We start from the raw sequence: 25,148 nt of genomic DNA, 5'->3' as shown, positions 1-25,148 counted from the left end.
CGTGAGCGAGGTGGGCGGCGTGAGCGGCGTGGGGGGCGTGAGCGGCACCGGCGCGGCCGGCACCACCGCGGTGGAGCCGGCGCCGGGGCCGACCCGCCCCACGGTGGTCGTCGACGACGTCCACGTCGAGTACCGCGTCTACGCCTCGGGCCGCAAGGTCAAGGACCAGGACGCGCGCCGGCGGCGGGGCGCGGGGGTGCGGCGCGCGCGCACGGTCCACGCGCTCAAGGGCGTGTCGTTCGTCGCCCGCGAGGGCGAGGCCATCGGGGTCGTCGGCCACAACGGCTCGGGCAAGTCGACCCTGCTGCGCACGATCGCCGGGCTGACGCTGCCGAGCCGCGGCGCGGTGTACGCCGAGGACAACCCGGCGCTGCTGGGCGTCAACGCGGCCCTCATCAACGACCTGTCCGGCGAGCGCAACGTCATGCTCGGCGGGCTCGCGCTGGGCCTCACCCCCGCGGAGGTGCGCGAGCGCTACGACGACATCGTCGCCTTCGCGGGCATCGGCGAGTTCATCGACCTGCCGATGCGCACCTACTCGGCGGGCATGAGCGCCCGCCTGCGCTTCGCCATCGCCGCGTCGGTCACCCACCGGGTGCTGCTCGTGGACGAGGCGCTGGCGGTCGGCGACGCGGAGTTCCAGCGCCGCTCGGAGGAGCGGATCAAGGAGCTGCGCGAGGCCGCCGGCACGGTGTTCCTCGTGAGCCACTCGATGAAGAGCATCCGCGACACGTGCGAGCGCGCGCTGTGGATCGACCACGGCGAGCTGCGGGCCGACGGCCCCGCGGTGCGCGTCGTGCGGGCGTACGAGCGCCACGTCAAGCGGCTCCGCGACGAGGGCCGGGCATGAGCGCGCTGCGCGTGCTCGTCGTCACCGTCGTGCACGACCCCGAGGACGCGCGCATCCGCCACCGGCAGCTGCGCAGCCTGCTCGCCGCGGGGCACGAGGTCACCTACGCCGCGCCCTTCGCCGCGTACGGGCGGGCCGTCCCGCAGGGCGTGCGGGGCGTCGACCTGCCCCGCGCGATGGGCCGCCGGCGCGACCGCGCCCTGCTCGCCGCCCGCCGGGTCCTGGCGCAGGAGGGGCCCGGGCACGACGTGGTGCTCCTGCACGACCCCGAGCTGCTCGCCGCGGCCGCCGCGGCGGCCCCCGCGCTGCGCGGGCGCGCGGTGGTGTGGGACGTCCACGAGGACACCGCGGCCGCGCTCGGGATGAAGCCGTGGCTGCCCGGGCCGCTGCGCCGGGCGCTGCCCGGTGCGGTGCGGGCCGCCGAGCGCCTCGCCGAGCGCGCGGTGCACCTGACCCTCGCCGAGGACGCGTACGCCGCCCGCTTCCGCCGCCCGCACCCCGTCGTCCCCAACAGCGTGCTCGTCGCCGAGGCCGAGCCCCCGCCGCCGGGGCGCGACCGCGTCGTCTACCTCGGCCGGCTCACCGGACCGCGCGGCGCGCTCGAGCTCGTCGAGCTCGGGCGCCGGTTGCGCGGCGACGTCGTCGTGGAGCTCGTGGGGCCCGCCGACGCCGACGTGCGCGGGGCGGTCGAGGCGGCCCACGCCGCCGGCGACGTGCGCTGGCACGGGTTCGTGCCGAACGAGGAGGCGCTGCGGCTCCTGCCCGGCGCGCTCGCGGGGCTCTCCCTGCTGCACGACGAGCCCAACTACGCCCACTCGCGCCCGACCAAGCTCATGGAGTACATGGCGAGCGGCGTCCCGGTCGTCACCACCCCGAACCCGGTGTCGGTGGAGCTCGTGGAGCGCTACCGCTGCGGGCTGGTCGTGCCCTTCGACGACCCCGCCGGGGCCGAGGCCGCCGTGCGCCGGCTGCGCGACGACGACGCGCTGCGGCTGGCCTGCGCGCGCGCCGGGCGCGAGGGCGCCCTCGCCGACCTCGACTGGCGCCGCGACGGGCGCCGCTTCGCCGCGCAGCTGGAGGCGTGGGCCGGGCGCTGAGCGCCGGCAGGGCCGGGGGCGCCGCGGCTTGCGGTTGACGCGACGTCAACGCCTACCGTCGCGGACGGGCCGGCACCCGCCGGCCCGTGCGGACGGAGGTGGCCGGTGGCCTGGTCCATCGCGGAGGTGGCGCGCACCTCGGGCGTGACGTCCCGGACCCTGCGGCACTACGACGCGCTGGGCCTGGTGCGCCCGGCGTACGTCAGCGCCGGCGGGGTCCGCTGGTACGAGCAGCAGCAGCTGCTGCGGCTCCAGCGGGTGCTGCTGCTGCGCGAGCTCGGGCTCGGGCTCGCCGCGGTCGCGCAGGTCCTCGCCGGCGAGCGCGACGAGGTGGAGGCGCTGCGCGCGCACGCGCAGCGCCTGCACCGCGAGGCGGACCGGCTGCGCCGCGTCGCCGAGACCGCCGACCGCACGGCGGAGCGACTGGGAGGAGGGGCGCCGGTGAGCGCCGAGGACGTGTTCGAGGGGTTCGCGGAGCGGGCCCGCTTCGAGGAGGAGCTCGTCGGGCGGCACGGCGAGGGGGTGCGCGAGCACTTCCGCGACGCCGAGCGGCGCACCGAGGGCTGGACGGCGCAGGACTACGCGCGCCTGCAGCGGGAGTGGCAGGAGCTCGACGCCCGCTTCGCCGCGCTGCTGGCGCGCGGGGTGGCGCCGGACGCGCCCGAGGCGCAGGCGCTCGTCGCCGAGCACCACCGGGCCGTCGCGCGGTCCTGGACCCCGGACCGCGAGGGCTACACCGGCCTCGGGCGCACGTACGTCGAGGACCCGCGGTTCCGGGAGCGGTACGACGCCGTCGCGCCCGGCCTCGCGGAGTACCTGCGCGACGCCATGGCCGTGCACGCCGAGCGCGCGCTGGCGTGAGCCGTCAGCCGCGCTGGGGGGGCAGGTCGCCCTCCAGCGCGGCCATGACGAGCTCGTCGTGCCAGCGGCCCTCCCAGCGCAGCGCGTCGCGCAGGCGCCCCTCGAGGACGAAGCCGCACCGCTCGTACGACCGGCGGGCGCGCTCGTTGAAGGCGTAGACGCTCAGCGACACCCGGTGCAGGCCGACGTCGCGCAGCGCGTGCTCGACGACGAGGCGGGTGGCCTCGGTCCCGTACCCCTGCCCGACGTGGGCGCCGGAGAGCCAGATCCGGAAGTTGCACGAGGCGTCCTCCGGCGAGAGCTCGTTGAGCACCGCCTCGCCCAGGAACACGTTGTCCGAGCGTCGGAGCACCGCCCAGTCGGCCCGGTCGGCGTGCTCGCGCCGGCTGCGCAGCCACGCCCGCAGCGCCGCGCGCTCGACGGGGGCGCGGCTGCCGGTGAGCCGCTGGAGCTCCGGGTCGTCCAGCGCGGCGGCGTAGTCGTCGAGGACCGCCTCGGTCAGCTGGACGAGGCGCACCCGCGGGCCCTCGAGGACGGCCTGCGCGGCGAAGGGGGCCTCGAGCACGTCAGGTCCGCGGCACGCGCAGCAGGCTCGTGCCCTTCTCGTGCCCGAGGTGCTCCACGCTCAGCTCGGGGTGCTCGCGCGCCCAGTCGTCGACGAGCTCGCGCTCCTCGGGGCGCCCCGCGTCGTCGAGCAGCACGACCGCGCCCGGGACGAGGCGGTCGCGCAGCAGGGGCAGCGCGGGGTAGCGCGAGCGCGGGTGCATGCTGCCGATCGGGCCGTCGACGAGCACGACGCCGAGGCCGGAGACGCCCTCGAGGGCGCGCACGGCGTACCAGGGCTGGGTGCCGCCCGCGACCTCGAGGTCCTCGATGGGGGCGTGGCGCACCTCGGCGCGGGCCGCGAGGCCGTGCCGCTCCAGCGCGGCGCGGGTGCGCTCGAGGAAGCGCTCGTCGTGGTCCAGCGCGAGGACCCGCCCCTCGCCGCCGCGCACCTCGAGGGCGTACGCCGCCCACAGGGTCGACGTGCCGCTGCCGAGCTCGAGCACGTCCGTGCCCGGCGGCGCGGCGAGCACCTCCGAGACGTACGTCAGCAGCAGGTCGGGCGAGGCCGCCCAGCCGCGGGTCGCGGGCAGGGCCGAGCGCGGGGACACCAGGCAGAGCAGGTTGAGCAGGGCCTCGGTCTGCGCGAAGGACGTGGCGGCCTCGGCGCGGACCCGGTCGCCGAGGCGCTCCTCGACCTCGCGCAGCGACCGGCGCAGGTCGGTGAGCCGCTTGGCGGCCTGCTTGGCCTGCCGGTCCTCGCGGCGCTCGCCGCGCACGCCCTCGCGCTCCGCGGCGCGCTCGAGGCGCGCGCCGACCCGCTCGAGGCGCTGCGCCCGCGCGTCGAGGCCGCGCAGGGCGGCGAGCACCCGGTCCTGCGCCGCGCCGGCGTCCTCGCGGCGCGCCCGCGCGACCTCGCGCTGCAGGCGCCGCACGCGGGTCTCGGCGCGCCGCCCGGCCCACACGCCGGCCCCGGCCAGGGCGCCGACGACGCCGAGCGGGAGGGCGGCCCCGCGCCCGGCCGGCACCCGGCGCCCCAGCGCCTCGGCGGCGAGCACGAGCGCCCCGCCGGCGGCGGCGTGGCGCGCCGCCGCGAGCAGGTCGCCGCCGCTCGGGCCCTTCGGTGGACGCTCGCTCATCGCCGGAGTGCTCCTCGCGCTCGGGCCCGTCCGTGGGCGGGGAGCCCGGCGCGCACCGGCCGGGCGAGGGCGCGCGGGCTGGTGAGGAACCCCAGCCCCCACGCGCCGTGCATGGTGGCGTAGACGAGCGGCAGGCGCACGGCGGCGGCCGGCTCGAGCCCGCGCGCGGTGGCCGCGCTGCCGGCGAGCACCCCGGCGGCGTACCCGGCCGGGGCGAGCCAGCCGGCGCGCAGCCCGAGCGCGCCGAGCACCGCGCCGCCCGCGACCGCCACGACGGCGGCGGGCGGGGCGAGGTAGCGCGCGCTCGCGGTCTCCGGCGAGCGGCGCACGATGACGCGGCGCCAGCGCCCGTAGTGGAAGTACTGGCGGGCCAGGGCGCCGGCGCTGGACCGGGGGCGGTACGCCACCTGCAGCGCCGGCACGAACCACACGGTCCCGCCGGTCGAGCGGATCCGGTGGTTGAGCTCCCAGTCCTGCGCGCGCGAGAAGGCCTCGTCGAAGCCGCCGACCCGCTCGAGCGCCGAGCGCCGGAAGACCCCGAGGTAGACCGAGTCGGCCGGCCCCTCCGCACCGCCGGTGTGGTACGGCGCGCTGCCCACCCCGATGCGCGAGGTCATGGCCCGGGCGACGGCGCGCTCGAAGGGCGTGGTGCCCTCGGCGGCCATGACGCCGCCCACGTTGTCGGCGCCGGTGCGCTCGAGCGCCTCCACGGCCGTGGACACGTACGACCGGGGCAGCATCGCGTGCCCGTCGACCCGGACGAGCACGTCGTGGCGGGCCGCCGCGATCGCCGCGTTGAGCCCCGCGGGGGTCGCCCCGCGCGGGTCGGGGTTGTCGACGACGCGCACCCGCGGGTCGGCGGCCGCCAGGGCGTCGGCGATGGCGCGGGTGCCGTCGGTGCTGGGCCCGACGGCGACGACGACCTCGACCGGTCCGGGGTGGTCCTGGTCGAGGGCGCACCGCACGGCGTCCGCGAGGTGGCGGGCCTCGTCCAGCACCGTCATGACGACGGACACGGGCGGTGCGGCGGCGGGGGCGTCGGTCATGGCGCTGGGCAGGCTAGCCGCTGCGGGCCGCCGCCCCCGGGACCCCCGCCCCCCGGTAGCGTGCCGCGCTGTGGAGATCCGTGAGCTGGCCGTCCCCGACGCCTACGAGCTGACCCCCCGGCAGTTCCCCGACGACCGGGGCACCTTCCTCGAGTGGTACCGCCACGAGGCGCTCACCGAGGCCGTCGGGCACCCGCTCGACCTGCGCCAGGCGAACTGCTCGGTCTCCCGGCGCGGCACCGTGCGGGGCATCCACTTCGCCGACGTCCCGCCCAGCCAGGCCAAGTACGTCACCTGCATCAGCGGCGCGGTCCTCGACGTCGTCGTCGACATCCGCACCGGGTCGCCGACCTTCGGCACGTACGACGCCGTCCGCCTCGACGACGTGGACCGCCGCGCGGTCTACCTGTCCGAGGGGCTCGGGCACGCCTTCGTGGCGCTCACCGACGACGCGGCCGTCGTCTACCTGTGCTCCACGACGTACTCCCCGGGGCGCGAGCACGGCACGACGCCGACCGACCCGGACCTCGGCATCGACTGGCAGGCGCTCTCCGGCGCCGACCCGCTGCTCTCCCCCAAGGACGAGGCCGCCCCCACGCTGGCCGCGGCCGCCGAGCAGGGCCTGCTGCCGTCGTACGAGGAGTGCCGGGCGTTCTACGCGTCGCTGCGGGGCTGAGGCCCGCGCCGGCGCACCGGCTGGCGCAGGACCGTGCGCAGCCGCTCGGGCGCCGCGCGGCGCGGGTCGCCGAGGTAGACCTCGTGGTGCTTGCCGGTCATCTCGAGGCCGTGCTCGGGGATCCAGCGCCCGTGCAGGTCCGCGAGCACCGGCCCCTCGTCGTCGTACGGCCCGACGTGCAGCGTCTGCGCGCACAGCCCCTCCTCGAGCAGCTCGACGCGCACGAGGTCGAGGGGCAGCGCGGGCCTCCGGGCGGCGACCCGCCCGCGCGCCGCGTCGACGTGCTCGGGGCCGAGCCAGTCCGGCACGAGGAGCAGCAGCGTCCACTCCCAGGAGCCCTTGTCGCGCCGCGTCGTGAAGGCGGCCATGTCCTGCGCCCACCACAGGCCCTCGAGCGGCGGCACGACGTGGTCGCGGCCGAGGTCCCGCCCGACGGCCTTGAGCGCGTACGCGAGGGGGTAGAGCACCCCGAGCGCGCGGGCGTACTCGCCCCCGCCGTCGGGGTCGGGCGCGCCGCGGCCGTCGACCGCGAGGTAGCGCTGGGGCGGGACCTCGAGCAGGCGCACCGCGCCGCGCCGCGCCCGGTAGTGGTCCAGGCTCCTGCGCAGGTCGACCGGCACGGTCCCCGATCGTGGTGGACCGGGCCGGCCGGGTCAACGCCCGGCGGGCGCCCGGCGGGCGCCCGGTAGCCTCCCGCCCATGCGAGGGATCATCCTGGCCGGCGGGTCCGGCACGCGCCTGCACCCCATCACGCGCGCCGTGAGCAAGCAGCTCATGCCCGTCTACGACAAGCCGATGATCTACTACCCGCTCTCCACGCTCATGATGGCCGGCGTCCGCGAGGTCCTCGTCATCACGACCCCGCAGGACCAGGAGCAGTTCCGCCGCCTGCTCGGCGACGGCTCCGACCTGGGGATGGAGATCTCGTACGCCGTGCAGCCGGCGCCGGAGGGGCTGGCGCAGGCGTTCCTCATCGGCGCGGACTTCGTCGGCGACGAGCCGGTCGCGCTCGTCCTCGGCGACAACATCTTCCACGGCACCGGCCTGGGCACCTCGCTCAAGGCCAACGCCGGCACGGTCGGCGGGCACGTGTTCGCGTACCACGTGGCCGACCCGACGGCGTACGGCGTCGTCGAGTTCGGCGAGGACGGGCGCGTCATCTCCATCGAGGAGAAGCCGCAGCGCCCCAAGAGCTCGTACGCCGTCCCGGGCCTCTACTTCTACGGCCCCGACGTCGTCGACGTGGCCCGCGGCGTGCGCCCCAGCCCCCGCGGCGAGCTCGAGATCACCGCCGTCAACGACGAGTACCTGCGCCGCGGCGAGCTCACCGTCACCGTGCTCGAGCGCGGCACCGCCTGGCTCGACACCGGCACCTTCGAGTCGATGATGCAGGCCGCCGAGTTCGTCCGGGTCATCGAGGCCCGGCAGGGCTACAAGATCGGGTGCATCGAGGAAATCGCCTGGCGCGAGGGCTTCATCGACGACGCCCAGCTCCAGCGGCTCGCCGAGCCGCTGCGCAAGAGCGGCTACGGCGACTACCTGCTCGGGCTGCTCACCGACCGGCGCTGAGCGGCCCGCGGCTTGGCGGCGTACATCCGCGCGTCCGCCGCGTGCAGCAGCGCGTCGAAGTCGCGGCCCTCGTGCGGGGAGGCGCTCACCCCGACGCTCACCGGCACGACGACCGGCCCGCGCGAGGTGAGCACCGGCTCGGCGAGGGCGGCCTGCAGCTCCCGCGCCACCCGCTGCCCCTCGGCCAGCGCGCCGTCGCGGTCGAGCCCGCCGAGCACGACGAGGAACTCGTCGCCGCCGAGCCGGGCGACGACGTCGCGGCGGCGCAGGCGCCCGCGCAGCCGGGTCGCGACCTCGCGCAGCAGCTCGTCGCCGGCCTGGTGCCCGAGCGCGTCGTTGACGCCCTTGAAGCCGTCGAGGTCGAGGTAGAGCACGGCCACGCCCGTCCCGGTCGCGTCGGCCTGCGCGAGCGCCGGGCCGAGCAGGTCCTGCGCGCGGCGGCGGTTGAGCAGCCCGGTCAGCGGGTCGGTGTACGCCAGCTCCTCGACCTGGGCGGCGTACGCCCGGGCGCGCTCGCGCTCCTCGCGCAGCGCGGCCTCGGCCTCCACGCGGGCGGTGACGTCGTTCTGCACCCCGATGTACTGCACGAGGCGCCCGTCGTCGTCGAAGACCGGCGCGAGGTGGATCTCGTTCCACCACGGCGCGCGGCCCGGCCCGCGGTGGTTGAGCACCGTCTCCCGGCACTCGCGGCCCTCGGCGACGGCGTCGCGGATGCGCGCCACCGCGGCGGCGTCGGTGCCCTCGCCCTGCAGGAACCGGCAGTTGCGCCCGAGCACCTCCTCCGCGCGCAGCCCGCTGAGCCGCTCGAAGGCGGCGTTGACGTACACGAGCGGGTGGTCGGGGCGGGTCACGTCGGCGATGGTGACGCCGTTGACGGTGGCGGCCAGGGCCCGGCGCAGGGTGCGCTCGCGGTCCTCCGCGGCCGGGGCGGCCGCCGCGGCCGCGGCAGGCCCGGTGGCCGCGGCCGTGCCCGGCACCCCCTGCTGCCCGGTGCCCGGGACCTGCGCGACGACCCGCGACATGAGGGACTGCGCCGCGGCGACGACCGTGTCGCGGTCGTACGTCAGCGCGAACTCGAACGTCCGCTCCATGTCGGGCACGTCGTCGCCGAGGTCCCGCGCCAGCAGGGCCGCGGCGAAGTGGGGTGCGAGCACGACGACGTCCCACTCGCCCCGCACGGCGTCGGTGGGGTGCAGGGCGGCGCCCCGCACGCCCGCGACCGGCTCCAGCGGCAGGTCCTCGCCGAGCGCCCCGACGAACGCCGTCCGCTCGACGAGCTCGCGGTACCGGTGCGCGGTCGGCGCCGTGAAGTGCCGCGCCTCCTGGAAGGTGGCGACGACGACGGCGGTCGAGCCCTGGCGCACCGCCTCGCGCTCGAGGTGCTTGCTCACCTCGATGAGCAGCGGCTTGGCCGAGCGGCGCAGGACCGTGCCCTCGGGCAGGCACGCGAACGGCGACACGTCCGCGCCGCGGGCGGGCGGCACCGCGGGCAGCGCCAGGCGCCCGACCGGCAGGCCCGGCACGGTGCTCGCGCTCGGGCGGCCGAACATCCAGCCCTGCCCCAGCGAGGCCCCGAGGGCGCGGGCGACGGCGAGGTGCCCCTCGTCCTCGATGCCCTCGGCGAGCACGAGCGCGCCGCCGGCCTCCGCGTACGCGTTGACCGCGTTCATGATCTGCGCGACGGCGGGGCCGGGGCGCTGCTGCACCAGGCGCAGGTCGAGCTTGACGACCTCGGGGCGCAGCAGGGGCATGAAGGCCAGCGACAGGTCGTCGGCGCCGACGTCGTCGAGCGCGACCTTCCAGCCGCTCTCGCGCAGCCGCTCGACGGTGGCGAGCAGCTCGGCGGGACGGGTCGCCAGCGCCCGCTCGGTGATCTCCAGGACCACCTGCAGGCGCCCGGGAGCGGTGTCCGCGATGGCCAGCAGCTCGTCGAGCGGCGCCGCGTCGAGCACCTCGGGCTCGACGTTGACGAACAGCGAGAGCGGCGCGGTCACCCCGGCGCCGAGCGCCGTCGTGAGCGCCGTGCGCCGGCAGAGCTCGTCGAGCTCGGCCAGGCGACCCGCCCGGCGCGCGGCCGCGAAGAGCAGGTCCGGCCGGGCCAGCGGGCCCTCGGGGCCGCGCGCCAGCGCCTCGTACGCCACGACCTCGCCCGTGGCGAGGTCGACGATCGGCTGGAAGACCGTGCGCACCCGCGCCCGCCCCAGCACGTCGTCCAGCAGCGCGTCCTGCGACGCGTCCCCGTGCAGCATCAGACCCACCCGTCGGCTCTCCCGCCGCCCGGTCCCCGTGGTCTGGAGGTGGCGGCCCGCCCTCCCTGTCGGCAGCCGCGCCCCCGGCCTGAGCGGTCGCGCCGGGTAGCGTCCCGGGCCGTGAGCGACCCCCTCGTCGACCGCCTGCGGGCCGCGGGCTGCGTGTTCGCCGAGGAGGAGGCGGCGCTGCTGCGCGGGGCGGCGGGCGGGGCGGCGGAGCTGGAGCGGCTGGCGGCCCGCCGCGAGACCGGCGAGCCGCTGGAGCACGTGGTCGGCTGGGCCCGCTTCCTCGGGCTGCGGGTCGCCGTCGGGCCGGGCGTGTTCGTCCCCCGGCCGCGGACCGAGCTGCTGGGCGCTCGCGCGCTGCACCTCGTCCGGGACCTCGCCCCCGGCGCGGTCGTCGTGGAGCTGTGCTGCGGCGCCGGCGCGCTCGCCCTCGCGGTGGCGCTGGCCGCGCCGCACCTCGAGGTCCACGCCGCGGACGTCGACCCGGGTGCGCTCGCGTGGGCCCGGCGCAACCTCGAGCCGGTCGGCGCCGCGGTGCACGAGGGCGACCTCTGGCGGGCCCTGCCCGGGCGGCTGCGGGGGCGGGTCGACCTGCTGCTGGCCGACGCCCCGTACGTCCCGACGGACGAGGTCCGCCTCATGCCCGCCGAGGCCCGCCTCCACGAGCCGCGCGTCGCCCTCGACGGGGGCGGCGACGGCCTCGACGTGCACCGCCGGCTCCTCGCCGGGGCCCCCGCCTGGCTCGCCCCCGGCGCCCGGCTGCTGCTCGAGACGGGCGCCTCGCAGGCCGACGCCGACCTCGCCCTCGCCCGTGCCGCGGGCCTGGCCGCCCGGGTGCTGCGCGACGAGGACCTCGACGCCACCTGCCTCGAGGCCACCGCCCCCTGACCCGCCCGCGACCATGCAGGACCCCGCCCGCGACCATGCAGCTCCCCGGCCGCGATCATGCAGCTCCCCGGCCGCGATCATGCAGCTCCCCCGCCGCGATCATGCAGCTCCCCGGCTGCGATCATGCAGGACCCCGGCCGCGACCATGCGCGAAGCCCGTCGCGCAGCGCGCCGACGCCCCTACGCTGCAGCAGTGAGCACGCTGCAGGTGGAGCCGCCGCCGGTCCGCGACCCGGACACCTGGGGCCGCGGGTGGACGTGCGCCCGCCGGGGGCTCCTCGTCGCCGTCCTCGCGATGCTCGCCGTCGCGGTGCTGACGGGTGACCGTCGCGGCAGCTACGCGGACCTGCACGACGCCCTGCGCGCGGGCGAGGTGGACCGGGTCGTCGTCACGGACGGCCTGGCTCCGGGTGGGCAGGGCTACGCCCTGCAGGAGGTGCTCTGGCGGGACGGGCTGGTCCAGCGCCGCGCCGAGGTCTGGCAGGTCCAGGGCGACGAGCGGCCCGAGGCGGACGGCCTGCCCGTCGCCGAGCGCGAGGCGGGCCTGGACCTGCTGGCGGCGTACCCGGGGCTCGTCGTGGACCGGGCCCCGGCCTCCGTGGCCTCGACCACGGAGATCCTCGGCTGGCGCCAGACGGGCTGTGCGGCGGGCTCTGGGCTCGCCCTCGTGCTGGCCGCGTTCATGGTCCTGCTGCTCGGCCCGACGCCCTGGCGCGCGACGCGCTGGGGGTGGTTCTGGCTCTTCTGGACCCCGCCCGGCCTGCTCGCCTTCCTCCTGCTCGGCGGCCCGGGCGCCCTGCCGGCGCCCCGCCCCGGCGCCTGGCGGATGCACGGCGGCTGGGCGTTCCTGCTGGCCCTGGTGGTCGGCGGCACCATCGGCGGGTCCTAGCGCCGGCCGCGCATGATCGGCGCCGGGGAGGCGCATGATCGGCGCCGGGGAGGCGCATGATCGGCGCCGGGGAGGCGCATGATCACGGCCGGGGAGGGGTCAGCCGGGGCCGGGTCGGTCGAAGGCGCGCTCGAGGCGCCGGGCGAGGCGCCGCACGGGGGCGGGCGCGCGGGGGCCGCGGGGCACCGGGCGCAGCAGGCCGTCGAGCAGGGCGACGTCGGGGGCGGGGGCGCCCTCCCCCACCACGACGACGAGGTCGGTGCCGTAGGTCCGCCGCCGCTCGGCGAGCGCGTCGGCGAGGGCCGGGCCGCCCGCCGGCACCTGCTCGGCCACGAGCCCGGCGCGGCGCACCGGGACGAACGCGCGCCCGTCGACGAGCAGCACCGGGACGAAGCCACCGAGCACGCGCCGAGCCTCCTGCACCCGCTCCACGACCTCGGCCACCCGGTCGGCCGTCGCGCCGCGCACGAGCACGAGGACGACCCGCTCCCCGTCGTCGGAGGCGCCGCGCAGGCCGGGCGCAGGGTCGCCGGCGAGGGGCGCGACCACCTTGTCGATGAGCGCGCCCGCGACCGCGCGGCTGCGGGTGCCGGGGGCGAGCAGCCGGTCCGCCGCGGCGCGCACCGCGCCGCTCACGCGCCGGCCCCGAGGAGCTCGGCGGGTGCGGCGCCGGCGACGAGCGCCTCGACGGCCCGTACGGCGTCCTGGGCCCCGTTGCCGGGCCAGACCTCCCGGCACCGCCGCGCGATCCCGTCCCGGGTGGCCGGGTCGGTGAGCACCGGCAGCAGCGCCTCCACGTCGGCGACGGTGGCCCGCTCGAGGTGCAGGCCGCACCCGGCGTCCGCGGCCCAGCGGGCCCGGGCCGTCTGGTCGTCCATCTGCCGCTCGGCGCCGAGGAAGGCGGTCGGCAGGGCGAAGGCGACCGACTCGTGGAAGGAGTTGTAGCCCCCGGAGCCGACGGACCAGTCGAAGGCGCGGGTCGTGCGGCTCAGCGGGTACGCCGACACGCTGCGCACCTCGCTGCCGAGGTCGCGGCTGCCCGCGCTGATGACGGGCCGGGTCACGCACACCTGCAGGTCGCGCACCTGCAGGGCGGCCTGGACGACGGCGCCGAGGACCGTACGGGGGTCGGAGAGGTTGCCGGCGCCGAGGGTGACCAGCGCGGCGGGGCGCGCGGGGTCGAGCCCCAGCTCGCGGCAAGCGCTCTCCCGATCGAGCAGGTCGGCCTCGTCGAGCAGGGTGACCGGGCGGACCCGTACGGCGTCGCCCCTGCCGACGGTGGCGCCGCGGTCGACCTCGGCCGCGACCTCGCCGGGCTCCACGACGAGGTCGAAGACGTGGCTGCGCGCGAGCTGCGCGGCGCCGAGGCCGGGGCGCCACATGCCGCGGCGCGACCACACGTAGCGCACGCCCGGCACGTCGTCGCGGCTGGCGAGCAGGGGCAGGTAGGGGTACGTGCCGTCGTAGACGACCGCCGCGGGGCGGACCTCGCGCAGCACCTGCGCCCAGCGACGGGCGAAGAGGCGGTTCCAGCGCCGGGTGCCGATGCCGAGGTCGCCGGAGGAGGGGACGTACTGCCACGGCACGGCGTCGGGCACCGCCACCGCGACCGCCTGCGAGAGCGACGCCACGAGCGGCTCGACGTCGTCCGACGCGCGCCGGGCCATGGCGAGCAGGCGCGTCAGGTGGCCCATCCCCGCGCCGTTGGAGCTGGTGAAGAGCACCCGCGGGCGGGCCGCGACCGCACCGGGCAGCCGCCCGGCGGCGGCACCGAGCCCCCCGGCCTCGAGCCAGCGGGCGGCGCCGTGCCGGGACGTCGCGGCGGACCGTGCGCGCGCCGAGGCCGCGGGCAGGTCGAGCGCGAGCAGCCGCTCGCGCAGCCGGGCGACCGGCACCGGCTCGCCGTCGCCCTCGTGGACGACGCGCAGCGGGTCGCCGGGCCCGGCGAGGCGCAGCAGCGGCGCCCCCGAGGCCAGCGCCCGGGCCCGGGCGAGCCCGGGTCCCGGCTCCCGGCCCGGCTCCCCAGCCCTGCCGCCGAGCTCAACGACGACGTCGACGCCGGTGAGCGCCGCGGCGCCGGTGGCCGCGTCGAGCGCGCGCACCGGCCAGGCCGCCGGCGCCCGCAGCGGCGCGGTCGAGCCGGGCGGCACCAGCAGGACGACGGGCAGCCCGGCGAGCGCCGCGACGACGCCGGAGGCGCGGAGGGCGCGCGCGGTGCCCAGCGCGCCGCCCGGCGGCAGCAGGAGGCCGGTGACCGGCGCCCGCGCGTCACCGGTGGCCGGGCGCCCCACGGCCCAGGACGGTGCGTGCACCACGACCGGCAGGGCAGCCGCGTCGACGACCCGCTCGGCCGCCACGCCCGCGGGCAGCGCCCCGTCGGCCGGCACCCCGTCGACGAGCGCGACCCGGGCCGCGACCGGCGGCGCGGGCACGTCGGCGAGCCCCGCCTCGACGGCCCGGCGCAGGGCCGGCGGCAGCGGCGCGGGGGCGACGAGCGCCACCCGCAGCCCGGCCGCACCCAGCACCGCGAGCTCCTCGGCGGCGCGCTCGGCGGCGGCCGGCGCGGCGCCGGGGACGCGGACGACGTCGTACGCGGGGCCGTCGCTCATGCCCGCGAGTCTAGGGACGGCCCCCCGACCGGTCCCCCTGCCCTCCGGCGCGCCGCCCCGTCACCCCGTTGCCGAGACCTAACTCGAGCGTGACGAACCGGCAACACACCGTCGAGAGCGTGCGGGGGCCGCCCAGGAGGGCGGCACGGAGCGACGGAGTGGAGCGACATGGCGGTCACCAGGCGCCAGTTCCTGCAGCGGGTCGGCGTCGCCGGCGGGGCAGGGGTCATGTACGGGACGATGGGCGCGCTCGGCTTCGCGCCCGCCGGGGCGGCGGCGGCCACCCCCGCGTTCACCCCGCCGAAGGCCTCGGACTTCACCCTCACCGGGCGCAGCCGCAAGAAGGTCGTCGTCCTCGGCGCGGGCATCGCCGGTCTGACCACGGCGTACGAGCTCGGCAAGGCCGGCTACGACATCACGGTCCTCGAGGCCCGCCACCGCCCGGGCGGGCGCAACTGGACGGTGCGCGGCGGCACGAAGGAGACCGAGCTCGACGGGCGCACGCAGCGCTCGACGTTCGCCGAGGGCCAGTACATGAACGCCGGCCCGGCCCGGCTGCCCCAGCACCACGTGACGATGGACTACTGCCGCGAGCTCGGCGTGCCGCTCGAGGTGTTCACGAACAGCAACGCGCAGGCCTGGATCTACGACTCGGTGAGCGGCACCAAGGTCCGCTGGCGCGAGGCGAAGGCCGACACCTACGGCTACGTCTCGGAGCTGCTCGCCAAGGCCACCGACAAGGGCGCGCTGGACGCCGAGCTCACCGGGGAGGACCAGGAGCGGCTCATCGCCTTCCTGCGCTCCTTCGGCGCGATCGGCGACGCCGCGAGCGGCTACGCGTACACCGGCTCCGGGCGCCGCGGCTACACCACCGACCCCGGGGCCGGCCTGCAGGACGGCGAGTACGCCGCCCCGCCGAGCGTCGCCGACGTCCTCGCCCGCGGCGCCGGCCGCTACTTCTCGTTCGAGATGGGCTGGGACCAGGCGATGCTCATGTTCCAGCCGGTGGGCGGCATGGACCGCATCGCCTACGCCTTCGAGGCGGCGGTCGAGGCGAGGAGCACCATCCGGTACGGCGCCGAGGTGCAGTCGGTCATGAACACGCAGGACGGCGTCGAGGTGACGTACGTCGACGGGGCCACGACCCGCACGGTCACCGCCGACTTCTGCGTCTGCGCGGTGCCCCCGCACATCGCGGCCCGCTTCCGCACCAACCTCCCCCCCGGCGTGCAGGAGTCCCTGGCTTACGCGGTGCCCGCCAGCACCGGCAAGATCGGCCTGCAGTACGGCCGCCGCTGGTGGGAGGAGGACGAGGACCTCTACGGCGGCATCACGAACACCGACCTCGACGTGTCGACGATCTGGTACCCGTCGTACGGCTACAACGGCCGACGCGGCACCGTCGTCGGCTACTACAACTTCGGCGCGAACGCCGACGCGTACGCCGCTCTGCCGCACCGCGGCCGGCTCCAGAAAGCCCTTGCCCAGGGGCGCAAGGTCCACGGCCCCGTGTACGGCAAGGACATCGAGTCGACCTTCTCCGTCGCCTGGTCGAAGATCAGGTACTCCGAGGGCGGCTGGGTCGGCTGGCCCGACCAGACCGGCCGCGAGTACCGGCGCCTGCTGCGCCCCTCCGGCAACGTCTACTTCGCCGGCGACCACCTCAGCCACTACATCGCCTGGCAGGCAGGGGCCATCCTGTCCGCCCGCGACGTCGTCACCCACCTGCACACCCGCGTGATGGGAGCCCCCGCGTGATCCGCCCGAGCCGCCGCACCGCCCGCACCGCCCTCGTCGGCCTGGCCACCCTCGGCCTCGTCGGCGGGGTCGCCTTCCAGGTCGGCGCGGAGTCCGCCACCGAGCCGCCCCGCCCGGGCGAGGTGCGCCCGTACCTCACCGCCGGCGCGACGAACCCGCTCATCGCCAACGGCGTGGCGATCGGCCGCGACGTCGAGCTCTACAAGACCAGCGGGCTCGGCCCCGCGGCCCTCAACACCGCCGCGACCCCCGGCACGCCGAAGGCGTACGTCGACCCGGCGATGTTCCCCGGCGGCAAGCTGCACGGCGGGGTCACCATCACCGAGGCGCAGGGGCTCAACGTCCTCGCCCGCATCGGGGAGAACCTCGCCGCGGCGGGGCTGACCTACTCCGACGTGCACACGATGCGGGTCTTCCTCGCGAACCCGCCGGGCAAGGCGACGGCCGACTTCGACGGCTGGAACCGGGCCTACCGGCAGTACTTCGCCAACGTCGACCTCGGCACGGGCCAGACGGTCCCGGTCGTCATGGGCACCCGCCCGGCCGCGCCGCCGCTCGTCGCCAACGCCGCGCGCCCGTCGCGCTTCGCCCTCGAGATCGCGACCCTGCCGGTGGCCGGCTGGCTCGTCGAGGTCGAGGTCGACGCGCACTACTGAGCCGTACGGCGCCTCAGGCCGGCGCGCCCGCCACCGCGGCGGGCGCGCCGGCCGCGGCGCGTCCCGCCCACCGCGGCCCGGGCCGCCCGAGCAGCCAGCCCTGGGCCTGGTCGACCCCGAGCGCGGCGAGCGCCCGCAGGTCCGCGTCCTCCTCGACGCCCTCGGCGCAGACGACCATCCCCAGCTCGTGCGCGCACGTGACGAGCGCGCCGAGCAGCGCGCGGCGCGCCGCGTCGGCGTGCACGCCCGCGACGAGGGCGCGGTCGACCTTGACCACGTCGGGGCGCAGGTCGACGAGGCGCCGCAGGTCCGCGGCGCCCGACCCCACGTCGTCGAGGGCGACGAGCGCCCCGCGCCGGCGCAGGTCGGCGAGCACGGGGCCGAGGGCGGCGTGGTCGCCGAGCCGCCCGGCCTCGGTGAGCTCCACGACCACGCCGGCGAGCTCGGCCGGCAGCGCCTGCAGCACGACCGGCTCGGCGAGGGCGTGCACGCTGACGTTGACGTGCAGCAGGGTCCCGGCGGGGCGCCCGGGCAGCGCCAGGGCGGCGGCGAGCGCCGAGGCCTCCAGCACCGGGCCGGTGCCCTGCTCCTGGGCACGGGCGAAGACGGCGGCCACGTCGGGCTCGCCGGGGAAGCGCGCCAGCGCCTCGTGCGCCACGACCGCCCCGGTGCGCAGGTCCACCAGCGGCTGCACGACGACGGCGGTGGCGACGGTGCGGGCGCCCGGCTGGGCCCCCCAGACGCGCACCTGGTCGCGGCCGCCGCGCTTGGCGGCGTAGAGCGCCTCGTCGGCGCGCCCGAGGGCGTCGCCGGGCTCCTCGGCCCCGTCCCAGACCACGACGCCGGCCGAGAAGGACTGCCCGTCGGGGGTCAGCGCCCGCGCGCGGTCGAGGACCCGGCGGGCCGCCTCGCCGTCGCGGCCGGGCAGCAGGACGGCGAACTCCTCGCCGCCGTAGCGGGCGAGCAGGTCGTCCGGGCCGAGCACCTCCTGCCAGGCGGCGGCGGCCTCCTTGAGCAGCCGGTCGCCGGCGCGGTGCCCGTGGCGGTCGTTGTACGCCTTGAACCGGTCGAGGTCGAGCAGCGCGACCGCCAGCGGCTGCCCCGCGGCGCGGGCCCGGGCGCACGCGCGGGAGATCTCCAGGTCGAGCGTGCGCCGGTTCGCGACGCCGGTGAGCCCGTCGACCGCGGCGAGGGCGGCCAGCTGCACCGCCTGCGCGCGCACCCGCTCCAGCAGCCCGGCCATCCGGGTCAGGACCAGCGCCGAGAGCACCAGCGAGCCGACCGACGTGATGACGACCTCCGGGGCCTGGCCCAGGCCCGCCTGCACCAGGGCGGTGACGGGGGCGAGCGCGCAGGCGAGGGCGAGCGCGAGCAGGCGCCGGCGGGTGAGGACCTCCTCCCGCTCGGGGGCGGGCTCGGAGAGGGTGCGCATGGACGGGTCGGCGGCGGCCGCGGCGAAGAGGACGTACCCGAGCAGCCAGGAGGCGTCGACCCACGGCGGGGTCGTCGAGCCGCCGTTGACGTAGACCACGACGTTGTACGCCGCGTCCGCGACGAGGCTCGCGGTGAACGACCCCGCGAGCAGCCGGAAGGCGGGGGTCGACGCGCCCGGCGTGCTCGCCAGCCGCACGAGCATCGCGAGCACCAGCAGGTCCCCCAGCGGGTACGCCGACGCGACGAGCTTGCCGAGCAGCGCCAGCTCGTCGTCGACGGCGAGCGGCAGCAGGACGAAGACGCCCGCGAGGACGCCGACGCCGGTCGCGACGACCGACGCGTCGAGCAGCGCAGCGCGGTCGCGGCCCGGCCGGCGGCCGCGCACCAGCCAGTACATGCCGAGCGCGAGCGCGACGTACCCGGGGAGGAAGACGGCGTCCGCCAGGGACGGGAACGGCTCGCGCCCCCCCACGAAGACGAGGTAGGTCCAGGCCGAGTCGCCGAGGAACCACAGGCCCATGCCGGCCAGCAGCGCCCACCAGATCCGCGAGCGGGCGGGGCGGTTGCGCAGCACCCCCACCGCCGCCACCGCCATCGCCCAGGCGACGACGACGAGGTAGAGCAGGGCCTGCGCGAGGGACCCCGGGACGGTCCAGAGGTAGCCGACCACGCCGGCGAGCGGCGGGGACAGGAGCACGACGCGCAGGGGCAGGGCCATGCCCGTCCATCGGCAGGACCCGCCGCGACCATGATCGTGCGGACGGGTGAGGTGCGTCTCCCTCAGCGCAGCAGGCTGCGGGCCATGACGAGGCGCTGCACCTGGTTCGTGCCCTCGTAGATCTGGGTGATCTTCGCGTCGCGCATCATCCGCTCGACGGGGAAGTCCTGCGTGTAGCCCGCGCCGCCGAGCAGCTGCACCGCGTCGGTGGTGACGCGCATCGCGGTGTCCGAGGCGAGGCACTTCGCGGCCGCGCCGAAGAACGGCAGGTCCGGGTCGTCGCGCTCGGAGCGGGCCGCGGCCCCGTACACCATCTGGCGGGAGGCCTCGAGGTGCATCGCCATGTCCGCGAGCATGAACTGCACGCCCTGGAAGTCCGCGACCGGCCGGCCGAACTGGCGCCGCTCCTTGACGTAGCGGGTCGCGACGTCGAGCGCGCCCTGCGCGATGCCGACCGCCTGGGCGCCGATGGTGATGCGGGTGTGGTCGAGCGTGCGCAGGGCCAGCTTCAGCCCCTCGCCCTCGCGCCCGACGAGCCGGTCGCCCGGGATGCGGCAGCCGTCGAGCAGCACCTCGCGGGTCGGCGAGCCCTTGATGCCGAGCTTGCGCTCCTTCGGGCCGAAGGACACGCCCGGGTCGCCCGCCTCGACGACGAACGCGCTGATGCCCCGGGTGCCGGCGCCGGGGTCGGTGACCGCCATCACCGTGTAGTACGCCGACTCCCCCGCCCCGGTGATCCACGACTTCTGCCCGTCGAGCACCCAGCCGTCCCCGTCGCGGCGCGCGCGGGTGCGCATCGAGGCGGTGTCGCTGCCCGCCTCGCGCTCGGACAGGGCGTACGAGAACATCGCCTCCCCGCGCGCCACCGGCGGCAGGTAGCGCGCCCTGAGCTCCTCGCTGCCGGCGAGCAGCAGCGGCATCGTGCCCAGCTTGTTGACCGCCGGGACCAGCGAGCTCGACGCGCAGGCACGGGCGACCTCCTCGATGACGAGGCAGGTCGCGAGCGCGTCCGCGCCCTCCCCGCCGTACGCCTCCGGCACGTGCGGCGCGTGGAAGCCGGCGGCGCGCAGGGCGTCGTACGCCTCCTGCGGGAACCGGCCCTGCGCGTCGACGTCGGCGGCGTGCGGCGCCACCTCCTTGTCGGCGAGCGCGCGGACGGCCTCGCGGAGCATGGCGTGCTCGTCCGGGAGCCGGTACACGTCGAACGCAGCGTGGCCCTCGTCGCCCATGCGGCGGACGTTACTCCCCGGTAACGCACCGGGCGAGCGGACGCCACCCGGCGTGCGGCCGGGAACGGCTAACCTCTGCGCCCATGACCCGCATGACCGTCTTCGGCACCGGCTACCTCGGGGCCACCCACGCCGCCTGCATGGCCGAGCTCGGCTTCGAGGTGCTCGGCGTCGACGTGGACGAGGCCAAGGTCGCCTCGCTGCGCGAGGGCCGGGTGCCGTTCTACGAGCCCGACCTCGAGCCGCTCCTGCAGAAGCACGTCGCCTCGGGCGCGCTGCGCTTCACGACCTCGGCCGAGGAGGCCGCGGCGTTCGGCGACGTGCACTTCGTGTGCGTCGGCACCCCGCAGCGCAAGGGCGAGCACGCGGCCGACCTGCGCTTCGTCGACTCGGTCATCGAGTCCCTCGCCCCGCACCTGGACCGCGAGGCGCTCGTCGTGGGCAAGTCCACCGTCCCGGTGGGCACCGCGCAGCGCCTGGCGGCCCGGCTCGCCGAGCTCGCCCCCTCCGACCAGGTGGAGCTGGCGTGGAACCCGGAGTTCCTGCGCGAGGGCTTCGCCGTCGAGGACACCCTGCGCCCGGACCGGCTCGTCGTGGGCGTGGCGTCCGAGCGCGCGGAGAAGGTGCTGCGCGAGGTCTACGCCACCGCCATCGCGGCGGGCACGCCGTTCCTCGTCACCGACTTCCCGACCGCGGAGCTCGTGAAGGTCGCGGCGAACTCGTTCCTCGCCACCAAGATCTCCTTCATCAACGCCATGGCCGAGATCTGCGAGGCCACCGGCGCCGACGTGACGATGCTGGCCGACGCCATCGGGCACGACGCCCGGATCGGGCGGCGCTTCCTCAACGCCGGCCTCGGCTTCGGCGGCGGCTGCCTGCCCAAGGACATCCGCGCCTTCATGGCCCGCGCCGGCGAGCTCGGCGTGGACCAGGCGGTGACCTTCCTGCGCGAGGTCGACGCGATCAACATGCGCCGGCGCGGGCGGGTCGTCGACCTCGCCCGCGAGGTCCTCGGCGGCTCGGTGCTCGGCACCCGCATCGGCGTGCTCGGCGCGGCGTTCAAGCCCAACAGCGACGACGTGCGCGACTCCCCGGCCCTCAACGTGGCCGGGCAGCTGCAGCTGCAGGGCGCGGCGGTCACCGTGTACGACCCCAAGGCGAACGGCACCGCCCGGGCGGTCTTCCCGACCCTCGGCTACGCGGAGTCCGCCGTGGAGGCCGCCACCGGGGCCGACGTCGTCCTGCTGCTCACGGAGTGGGCGGAGTTCACGCAGATGGACCCCTCCGCCCTCGAGGGCGTCGTGGCGCAGCGGCGCATCATCGACGCCCGCAACGCGCTCGACCCGGCCCGCTGGCGCGACGCGGGCTGGACCTACCGCAGCCTCGGCCGGCCCTGAGGGCGGCCGCGATGAGGGCGGCGGCAGCATGAGCCGCTGGGCGGAGCCCGCCACGGTCCGGCGCCTCCTGGAGGAGACGCAGACCTGGGCCGTGGTGGGCCTGTCCGCCAACCCGGCCCGGGTCGCGCACCGCATCGCGCGGCTGCTCCAGGAGCACGGCAAGCGGGTCGTGCCGGTGCACCCGCGGGCGGAGGAGGTGCACGGCGAGCAGGGCTACGCCTCGCTCGCGGACGTGCCGTTCCCCGTCGACGTGGTCGACGTGTTCGTGCGCTCCGAGCTCGCCGGCGCCGTCGTCGACGAGGCGGTGGCCCTCGGGGCGCGCGGCGTCTGGCTCCAGCTCGGCGTCGTCGACGAGGCCGCCGCCGAGCGGGCGCGCGCCGCCGGGCTCGACGTCGTCATGGACACCTGCCCGGCCATGGAGTGGCCCCGCCTCGCCGGCTGAGCGCCCCGGCGGTACCACGCGGCGCACAGCGCCACCGCGAGCAGCACCTCGGCGCCGTCCCCGCCGTAGTACATCCACTGCGCGGCCGCCTCGACGTCCGCGACGCTCGTCCCCCACCCCGCGGCGAGGTCGCCCGCGCGGGCGTGGAGCAGCTTGGCCAGGTGCGCGTGCGCGGCCCCGGCCAGCACGAGCACGCCCAGCCGCACGGCGAGGCCGGGGCGGCGCGGCGCGGGGTCCGGCCCGGCGACCGCCCAGGTGAAGAGGCAGCCGGCGACGAGCAGGTGGACCGCCACGAGGCCGTGCACCAGCGGTGAGCGCTGGGCCAGCGCGTGCAGCGGGGTCAGGTAGAGCACGTGCAGCGCGCCGATGTCGAGCACCGCGGCGGTCACCGGGTGGGCCAGCACGTGCACCGGGCGGCGGCGCAGGACCGCGGTGACCCGCCGGCCCGTCCGCGGCGGGGACGCCCCGAGCAGCAGCGTGACGGGGGCGGCGAGGACGAGCCCGAGCGGTGCGTACATGCCGAGGAGCAGGTGCTGCACCATGTGCCCGCGCAGGTCCTCGTGCGCGGCCCGCGCCAGGGGCGGCGCGACCGCGGCCGCGACGAGGAGCAGGCCGGCCACCAGGCTCGCGGTGCGCCACCGGCTCCAGCCCCGCCCGAGCCGCCGGCGGCGGCGCGCGACGAGGACGGCGTACGCGGCCAGGGGGACGGCGACCACGGCGACCGCGGGCAGCCAGGCGGCCGCGCCCGCGAGGTGGGCCGCGTGCCCGCCCACCTCAGGGACGGCCGCGGCGGGCGCGCAGCGCGAGCCCGGCGCCGGCGAGCAGCAGGACGAGGCCGGCGCCGTTCCAGGCGAGGTCGTACGGCAGCAGGTCGACGCCGTAGCGGACCTGGTGCACCCGCAGCACCTTGTGGTCCACGAGGCCGTCGAAGAGCTGGAAGCCGCCGGCGCCGAGCAGCAGCCCCGCCCAGGCCGAGCGCGGCGCGAGCGCACGACGGCGCCGCAGGTCGGCCCACAGGAACCCGCCGCCGACGACGAGCACGAGCTCCACGGCGTGCAGCAGCCCGTCGGAGAGCAGCGCGACCGGGGCCGTGGAGCGGTCGTAGAAGTGGTGCCAGCCCAGCAGCTGGTGGAAGACGATCTCGTCGACCGCCGCCATGAGCCCGATGCCGAGCAGCGCCGTGGCGAGCACGGACCGGCCGCGCTCGAGCGTGCCCGTGCGCTCCTGCGGCCGTACGGCCATGCGATGCCTCCCGCCCTCGTCCCGGGGTCGCTACCCCGTGCGCGCGGGCCCATCCCCCCGGGCGCCGGGCGCTGCAGGCTCAGCGCCGGGGAGGTGCAGGATCACCGCCGGGGAGGTGCATGATCGCGGCCGGGTGGGGCGGCGATGGGCGGGGGCGGGGTCAGCGGGCGGTGCGCTCGCGCAGGGCGCGGCCCTTGGCCTCGGCGGCCTCGCGCAGCCCGTCCTGGAACCGCTCCATGCGCTGGCGCAGGGCCGGGTCGGCGGCGGCGAGGACCCGCACGGCCAGCAGGCCCGCGTTGCGGGCGCCGCCCACGGACACCGTCGCGACCGGGACGCCCGCGGGCATCTGCACGATGGACAGCAGCGAGTCGAGCCCGTCGAGGTGCCTCAGCGGCACGGGGACGCCGATGACGGGCAGCGGCGTGACCGCGGCGAGCATCCCCGGCAGGTGGGCGGCGCCGCCGGCGCCGGCCACGATCGCGCGCAGGCCGCGGGCGGCGGCCGAGGAGCCGTACTCGACCATGGCGAGCGGCATGCGGTGCGCCGAGACGACGTCGACCTCGTGCGGCACCCCGAACTCGTCGAGGGCCTGCGAGGCCGCCTCCATGACGGACCAGTCGGAGTCGGAGCCCATGACGACCCCGACGAGCGGCGCGGTCATGCGACGACGTCCCCCCTCAGGTAGCCGGCGGCGTGCCGGCCGCGCTCGTAGAGGTCCTCGAGCGCCTCGCCGGGGGCGCGCAGGACGTTGACGTGCCCGACCTTGCGCCCGGGGCGCACCTGCTTGCCGTAGAGGTGGACCTTCACCCCGGGGTCGCGCGCCATGACGTGCCGGTAGGCGCTGTACATCTCCTCGAACGCGCCGCCGAGCACGTTGACCATGAGGGTGGGCGCCTTCGCCGCCGGCGACCCGAGCGGCAGGTCGAGCACCGCCCGCAGGTGGTTCTCGAACTGGCTGGTCACCGCGCCGTCGATGCTCCAGTGGCCCGAGTTGTGCGGGCGCATCGCGAGCTCGTTGACGAGCACCCCGCCCGGGGTGTCGAAGAGCTCGACGGCCAGGACGCCGGTGACGCCGAGGTCGCCGGCGATGCGCAGGGCCGCGCGCTGGGCCTCGACCGCGTGCTCCTCGTCGATGCGGGCCGGGGCGAGCGCCTCGCGGCACACCCCGTCGACCTGCAGCGTCTCGACGACCGGGTAGGCGACCGCCTGGCCGTGCGGGCTGCGCGCGACGAGCGCGGCCAGCTCGCGCGTGAACGGCACCTTCTCCTCGACGAGCAGGCCGGGGTCGGCCAGCGCGGGGCTGCGCAGCAGGTCCTCGGCGTCGGCGAGGGAGCCGACGACCCAGACGCCCTTGCCGTCGTAGCCGCCCCGGCGGGTCTTGACGACGACCGGCCACTCCCCCGCCCCGGCGAACGCCTCCAGCGCGGCCCGGGCGTCGTCGTACGTCCCCGGCAGCAGCGCCCAGCGCGGGCAGGGGACGCCGCTCGCGCTCAGGGCCTCGCGCATCACGCCCTTGTCCTGGGCGTGCACGAGCGCCCCCGGCCCCGGCCGCACCGGGACCCCCTCGGCCTCCAGCGCGCTCAGGTGCCCCGTGGGGACGTGCTCGTGCTCGACGGTGAGCACGTCGACGCCGTCGACGAAGCGGCGGAGCACGTCGAGGTCGCGGTAGTCGCCGACGACGGTGTCCGGCACCACCTGCGCGGCGCTGTCGTCCGCGCGGTCCGCGAGGACCCGCAGCCGCACGCCGAGCGCCACCGCCGCCGGCTGCATCATCCGGGCCAGCTGGCCCCCGCCTACGACACCGACGACCGGGAAGCCCACGGGGCGACACCCTAGCGACCGCGTGCGCC

Annotated in this window: 23 protein-coding genes and 1 pseudogene; 11 read left to right on the top strand and 13 right to left on the bottom strand. The window is 77.4% G+C overall.

From position 1 onward, the window contains the following. The first annotated feature begins 37 nt into the window (after positions 1 to 37). The 3 genes from D5H78_RS11835 (at position 38) to D5H78_RS11825 (ending at position 2,808) form a co-directional block, all read left to right on the top strand. Complete coding sequence (locus tag D5H78_RS11835) at positions 38 to 850, top strand: ABC transporter ATP-binding protein (RefSeq protein ID WP_342782458.1); 813 nt, start codon at positions 38 to 40, stop codon at positions 848 to 850. Continuing rightward, entirely contained in the window at positions 847 to 1,947 is a 1,101-nt protein-coding gene (locus tag D5H78_RS11830; protein ID WP_218566531.1) for a glycosyltransferase, read from the top strand. The genes D5H78_RS11835 and D5H78_RS11830 overlap by 4 nt, the downstream gene beginning before the upstream one ends. Positions 1,948 to 2,052: 105 nt before the next feature. Then, positions 2,053 to 2,808 (top strand): MerR family transcriptional regulator, encoded by a 756-nt coding sequence (locus D5H78_RS11825; protein ID WP_119950700.1) that lies wholly within the window; start codon positions 2,053 to 2,055, stop codon positions 2,806 to 2,808. Between the two features lie 4 nt (positions 2,809 to 2,812). Here D5H78_RS11825 and D5H78_RS11820 read toward each other — a convergent pair whose 3' ends face one another. From D5H78_RS11820 to D5H78_RS11810, 3 genes are read right to left on the bottom strand one after another with little or no spacing between them, the layout of a single operon-like run. After that, a complete protein-coding gene (locus tag D5H78_RS11820; protein WP_119950699.1) occupies positions 2,813 to 3,373 on the bottom strand; it encodes a GNAT family N-acetyltransferase in 561 nt (186 codons plus the stop codon). 1 nt (position 3,374) lies between these two features. Continuing rightward, positions 3,375 to 4,490, bottom strand: coding sequence for a class I SAM-dependent methyltransferase (locus D5H78_RS11815; RefSeq protein WP_119950698.1), 1,116 nt, complete (start codon positions 4,488 to 4,490; stop codon positions 3,375 to 3,377). Next, positions 4,487 to 5,536, bottom strand: a complete 1,050-nt coding sequence (locus D5H78_RS11810) for a glycosyltransferase family 2 protein (RefSeq protein ID WP_119950697.1) — start codon at positions 5,534 to 5,536, stop codon at positions 4,487 to 4,489. Before D5H78_RS11810 ends, D5H78_RS11815 begins: the two co-directional genes overlap by 4 nt. 70 nt (positions 5,537 to 5,606) lie before the next feature. On the opposite strand from D5H78_RS11810, the gene rfbC reads away from it, so the two are divergent. Next, positions 5,607 to 6,212, top strand: coding sequence for a dTDP-4-dehydrorhamnose 3,5-epimerase (rfbC, locus tag D5H78_RS11805; RefSeq protein ID WP_119950696.1), 606 nt, complete (start codon positions 5,607 to 5,609; stop codon positions 6,210 to 6,212). Here rfbC and D5H78_RS11800 read toward each other — a convergent pair. Then, positions 6,191 to 6,832, bottom strand: a complete 642-nt coding sequence (locus D5H78_RS11800; RefSeq protein ID WP_119950695.1) for a GyrI-like domain-containing protein — start codon at positions 6,830 to 6,832, stop codon at positions 6,191 to 6,193. The two genes, rfbC and D5H78_RS11800, sit on opposite strands and share 22 nt — an antisense overlap. A gap of 79 nt (positions 6,833 to 6,911) precedes the next feature. On the opposite strand from D5H78_RS11800, the gene rfbA reads away from it, so the two are divergent. Continuing rightward, positions 6,912 to 7,781 carry a glucose-1-phosphate thymidylyltransferase RfbA gene (rfbA, locus tag D5H78_RS11795; RefSeq protein ID WP_119950694.1) on the top strand — a complete coding sequence of 290 codons (870 nt, stop codon included), beginning with the start codon at positions 6,912 to 6,914 and terminating at the stop codon, positions 7,779 to 7,781. Here rfbA and D5H78_RS11790 read toward each other — a convergent pair. Further along, positions 7,748 to 10,030 (bottom strand): diguanylate cyclase domain-containing protein, encoded by a 2,283-nt coding sequence (locus D5H78_RS11790; protein WP_119950693.1) that lies wholly within the window; start codon positions 10,028 to 10,030, stop codon positions 7,748 to 7,750. The two genes, rfbA and D5H78_RS11790, sit on opposite strands and share 34 nt — an antisense overlap. A gap of 120 nt (positions 10,031 to 10,150) precedes the next feature. Between D5H78_RS11790 and D5H78_RS11785 the strand changes: the two genes are divergently transcribed. Then, positions 10,151 to 10,924 carry a putative protein N(5)-glutamine methyltransferase gene (locus D5H78_RS11785; protein ID WP_119950692.1) on the top strand — a complete coding sequence of 258 codons (774 nt, stop codon included), beginning with the start codon at positions 10,151 to 10,153 and terminating at the stop codon, positions 10,922 to 10,924. A gap of 193 nt (positions 10,925 to 11,117) precedes the next feature. Further along, complete coding sequence (locus D5H78_RS11780; RefSeq protein ID WP_119950691.1) at positions 11,118 to 11,813, top strand: hypothetical protein; 696 nt, start codon at positions 11,118 to 11,120, stop codon at positions 11,811 to 11,813. A 99-nt stretch (positions 11,814 to 11,912) separates the two neighbouring features. Here D5H78_RS11780 and D5H78_RS11775 read toward each other — a convergent pair whose 3' ends face one another. Together D5H78_RS11775 and D5H78_RS11770 are read right to left on the bottom strand one after the other, a co-directional pair. Beyond that, positions 11,913 to 12,449 (bottom strand): hypothetical protein, encoded by a 537-nt coding sequence (locus D5H78_RS11775; RefSeq protein ID WP_119950690.1) that lies wholly within the window; start codon positions 12,447 to 12,449, stop codon positions 11,913 to 11,915. Beyond that, positions 12,446 to 14,422, bottom strand: a complete 1,977-nt coding sequence (locus tag D5H78_RS11770) for a hypothetical protein (protein ID WP_119950689.1) — start codon at positions 14,420 to 14,422, stop codon at positions 12,446 to 12,448. The genes D5H78_RS11775 and D5H78_RS11770 overlap by 4 nt, the downstream gene beginning before the upstream one ends. 168 nt (positions 14,423 to 14,590) lie before the next feature. On the opposite strand from D5H78_RS11770, the gene D5H78_RS11765 reads away from it, so the two are divergent. Next, positions 14,591 to 16,180, top strand: coding sequence for a flavin monoamine oxidase family protein (locus D5H78_RS11765; RefSeq protein WP_119950688.1), 1,590 nt, complete (start codon positions 14,591 to 14,593; stop codon positions 16,178 to 16,180). Further along, positions 16,177 to 16,836 carry a Rid family hydrolase gene (locus tag D5H78_RS11760; RefSeq protein ID WP_218566530.1) on the top strand — a complete coding sequence of 220 codons (660 nt, stop codon included), beginning with the start codon at positions 16,177 to 16,179 and terminating at the stop codon, positions 16,834 to 16,836. The genes D5H78_RS11765 and D5H78_RS11760 overlap by 4 nt, the downstream gene beginning before the upstream one ends. 13 nt (positions 16,837 to 16,849) lie before the next feature. Here the strand turns inward: D5H78_RS11760 and D5H78_RS11755 are convergent, their stop codons facing one another. Further along, positions 16,850 to 18,988 carry an EAL domain-containing protein gene (locus tag D5H78_RS11755; RefSeq protein WP_119950687.1) on the bottom strand — a complete coding sequence of 713 codons (2,139 nt, stop codon included), beginning with the start codon at positions 18,986 to 18,988 and terminating at the stop codon, positions 16,850 to 16,852. A gap of 62 nt (positions 18,989 to 19,050) precedes the next feature. After that, positions 19,051 to 20,217 (bottom strand): acyl-CoA dehydrogenase family protein, encoded by a 1,167-nt coding sequence (locus tag D5H78_RS11750; protein WP_119950686.1) that lies wholly within the window; start codon positions 20,215 to 20,217, stop codon positions 19,051 to 19,053. 83 nt (positions 20,218 to 20,300) lie between these two features. Here D5H78_RS11750 and D5H78_RS11745 point away from each other — a divergent pair, with 83 nt between their 5' ends. Next, the gene (locus D5H78_RS11745) at positions 20,301 to 21,614 is read left to right on the top strand and encodes a UDP-glucose dehydrogenase family protein (protein ID WP_218566529.1); all 1,314 of its coding nucleotides are present in this window, start codon (positions 20,301 to 20,303) and stop codon (positions 21,612 to 21,614) included. Between the two features lie 28 nt (positions 21,615 to 21,642). After that, on the top strand, positions 21,643 to 22,056 hold the full coding sequence (locus D5H78_RS20475; protein ID WP_119950684.1) for a CoA-binding protein: 414 nt from the start codon (positions 21,643 to 21,645) through the stop codon (positions 22,054 to 22,056). A gap of 20 nt (positions 22,057 to 22,076) precedes the next feature. Here the strand turns inward: D5H78_RS20475 and D5H78_RS19780 are convergent. From D5H78_RS19780 to D5H78_RS11720, 4 genes and pseudogenes are all read right to left on the bottom strand, one after another. Continuing rightward, positions 22,077 to 22,772: pseudogene (locus D5H78_RS19780) on the bottom strand (cytochrome c oxidase assembly protein); the annotation flags it as partial. A 58-nt stretch (positions 22,773 to 22,830) separates the two neighbouring features. Then, positions 22,831 to 23,298, bottom strand: a complete 468-nt coding sequence (locus D5H78_RS11730; RefSeq protein WP_119950682.1) for a DUF2243 domain-containing protein — start codon at positions 23,296 to 23,298, stop codon at positions 22,831 to 22,833. A 160-nt stretch (positions 23,299 to 23,458) separates the two neighbouring features. Beyond that, the gene (gene purE / locus D5H78_RS11725) at positions 23,459 to 23,959 is read right to left on the bottom strand and encodes a 5-(carboxyamino)imidazole ribonucleotide mutase (protein WP_119950681.1); all 501 of its coding nucleotides are present in this window, start codon (positions 23,957 to 23,959) and stop codon (positions 23,459 to 23,461) included. Beyond that, entirely contained in the window at positions 23,956 to 25,119 is a 1,164-nt protein-coding gene (locus D5H78_RS11720) for a 5-(carboxyamino)imidazole ribonucleotide synthase (RefSeq protein ID WP_119950680.1), read from the bottom strand. The genes purE and D5H78_RS11720 overlap by 4 nt, the downstream gene beginning before the upstream one ends. Positions 25,120 to 25,148 lie beyond the last annotated feature (29 nt).

Source organism: Vallicoccus soli, assembly GCF_003594885.1.
Classification (GTDB): domain Bacteria; phylum Actinomycetota; class Actinomycetes; order Motilibacterales; family Motilibacteraceae; genus Vallicoccus; species Vallicoccus soli.
The sequence above is the reverse complement of the archived record's forward strand: the minus strand, read 5'-3'. Positions and strand labels throughout refer to the sequence as shown.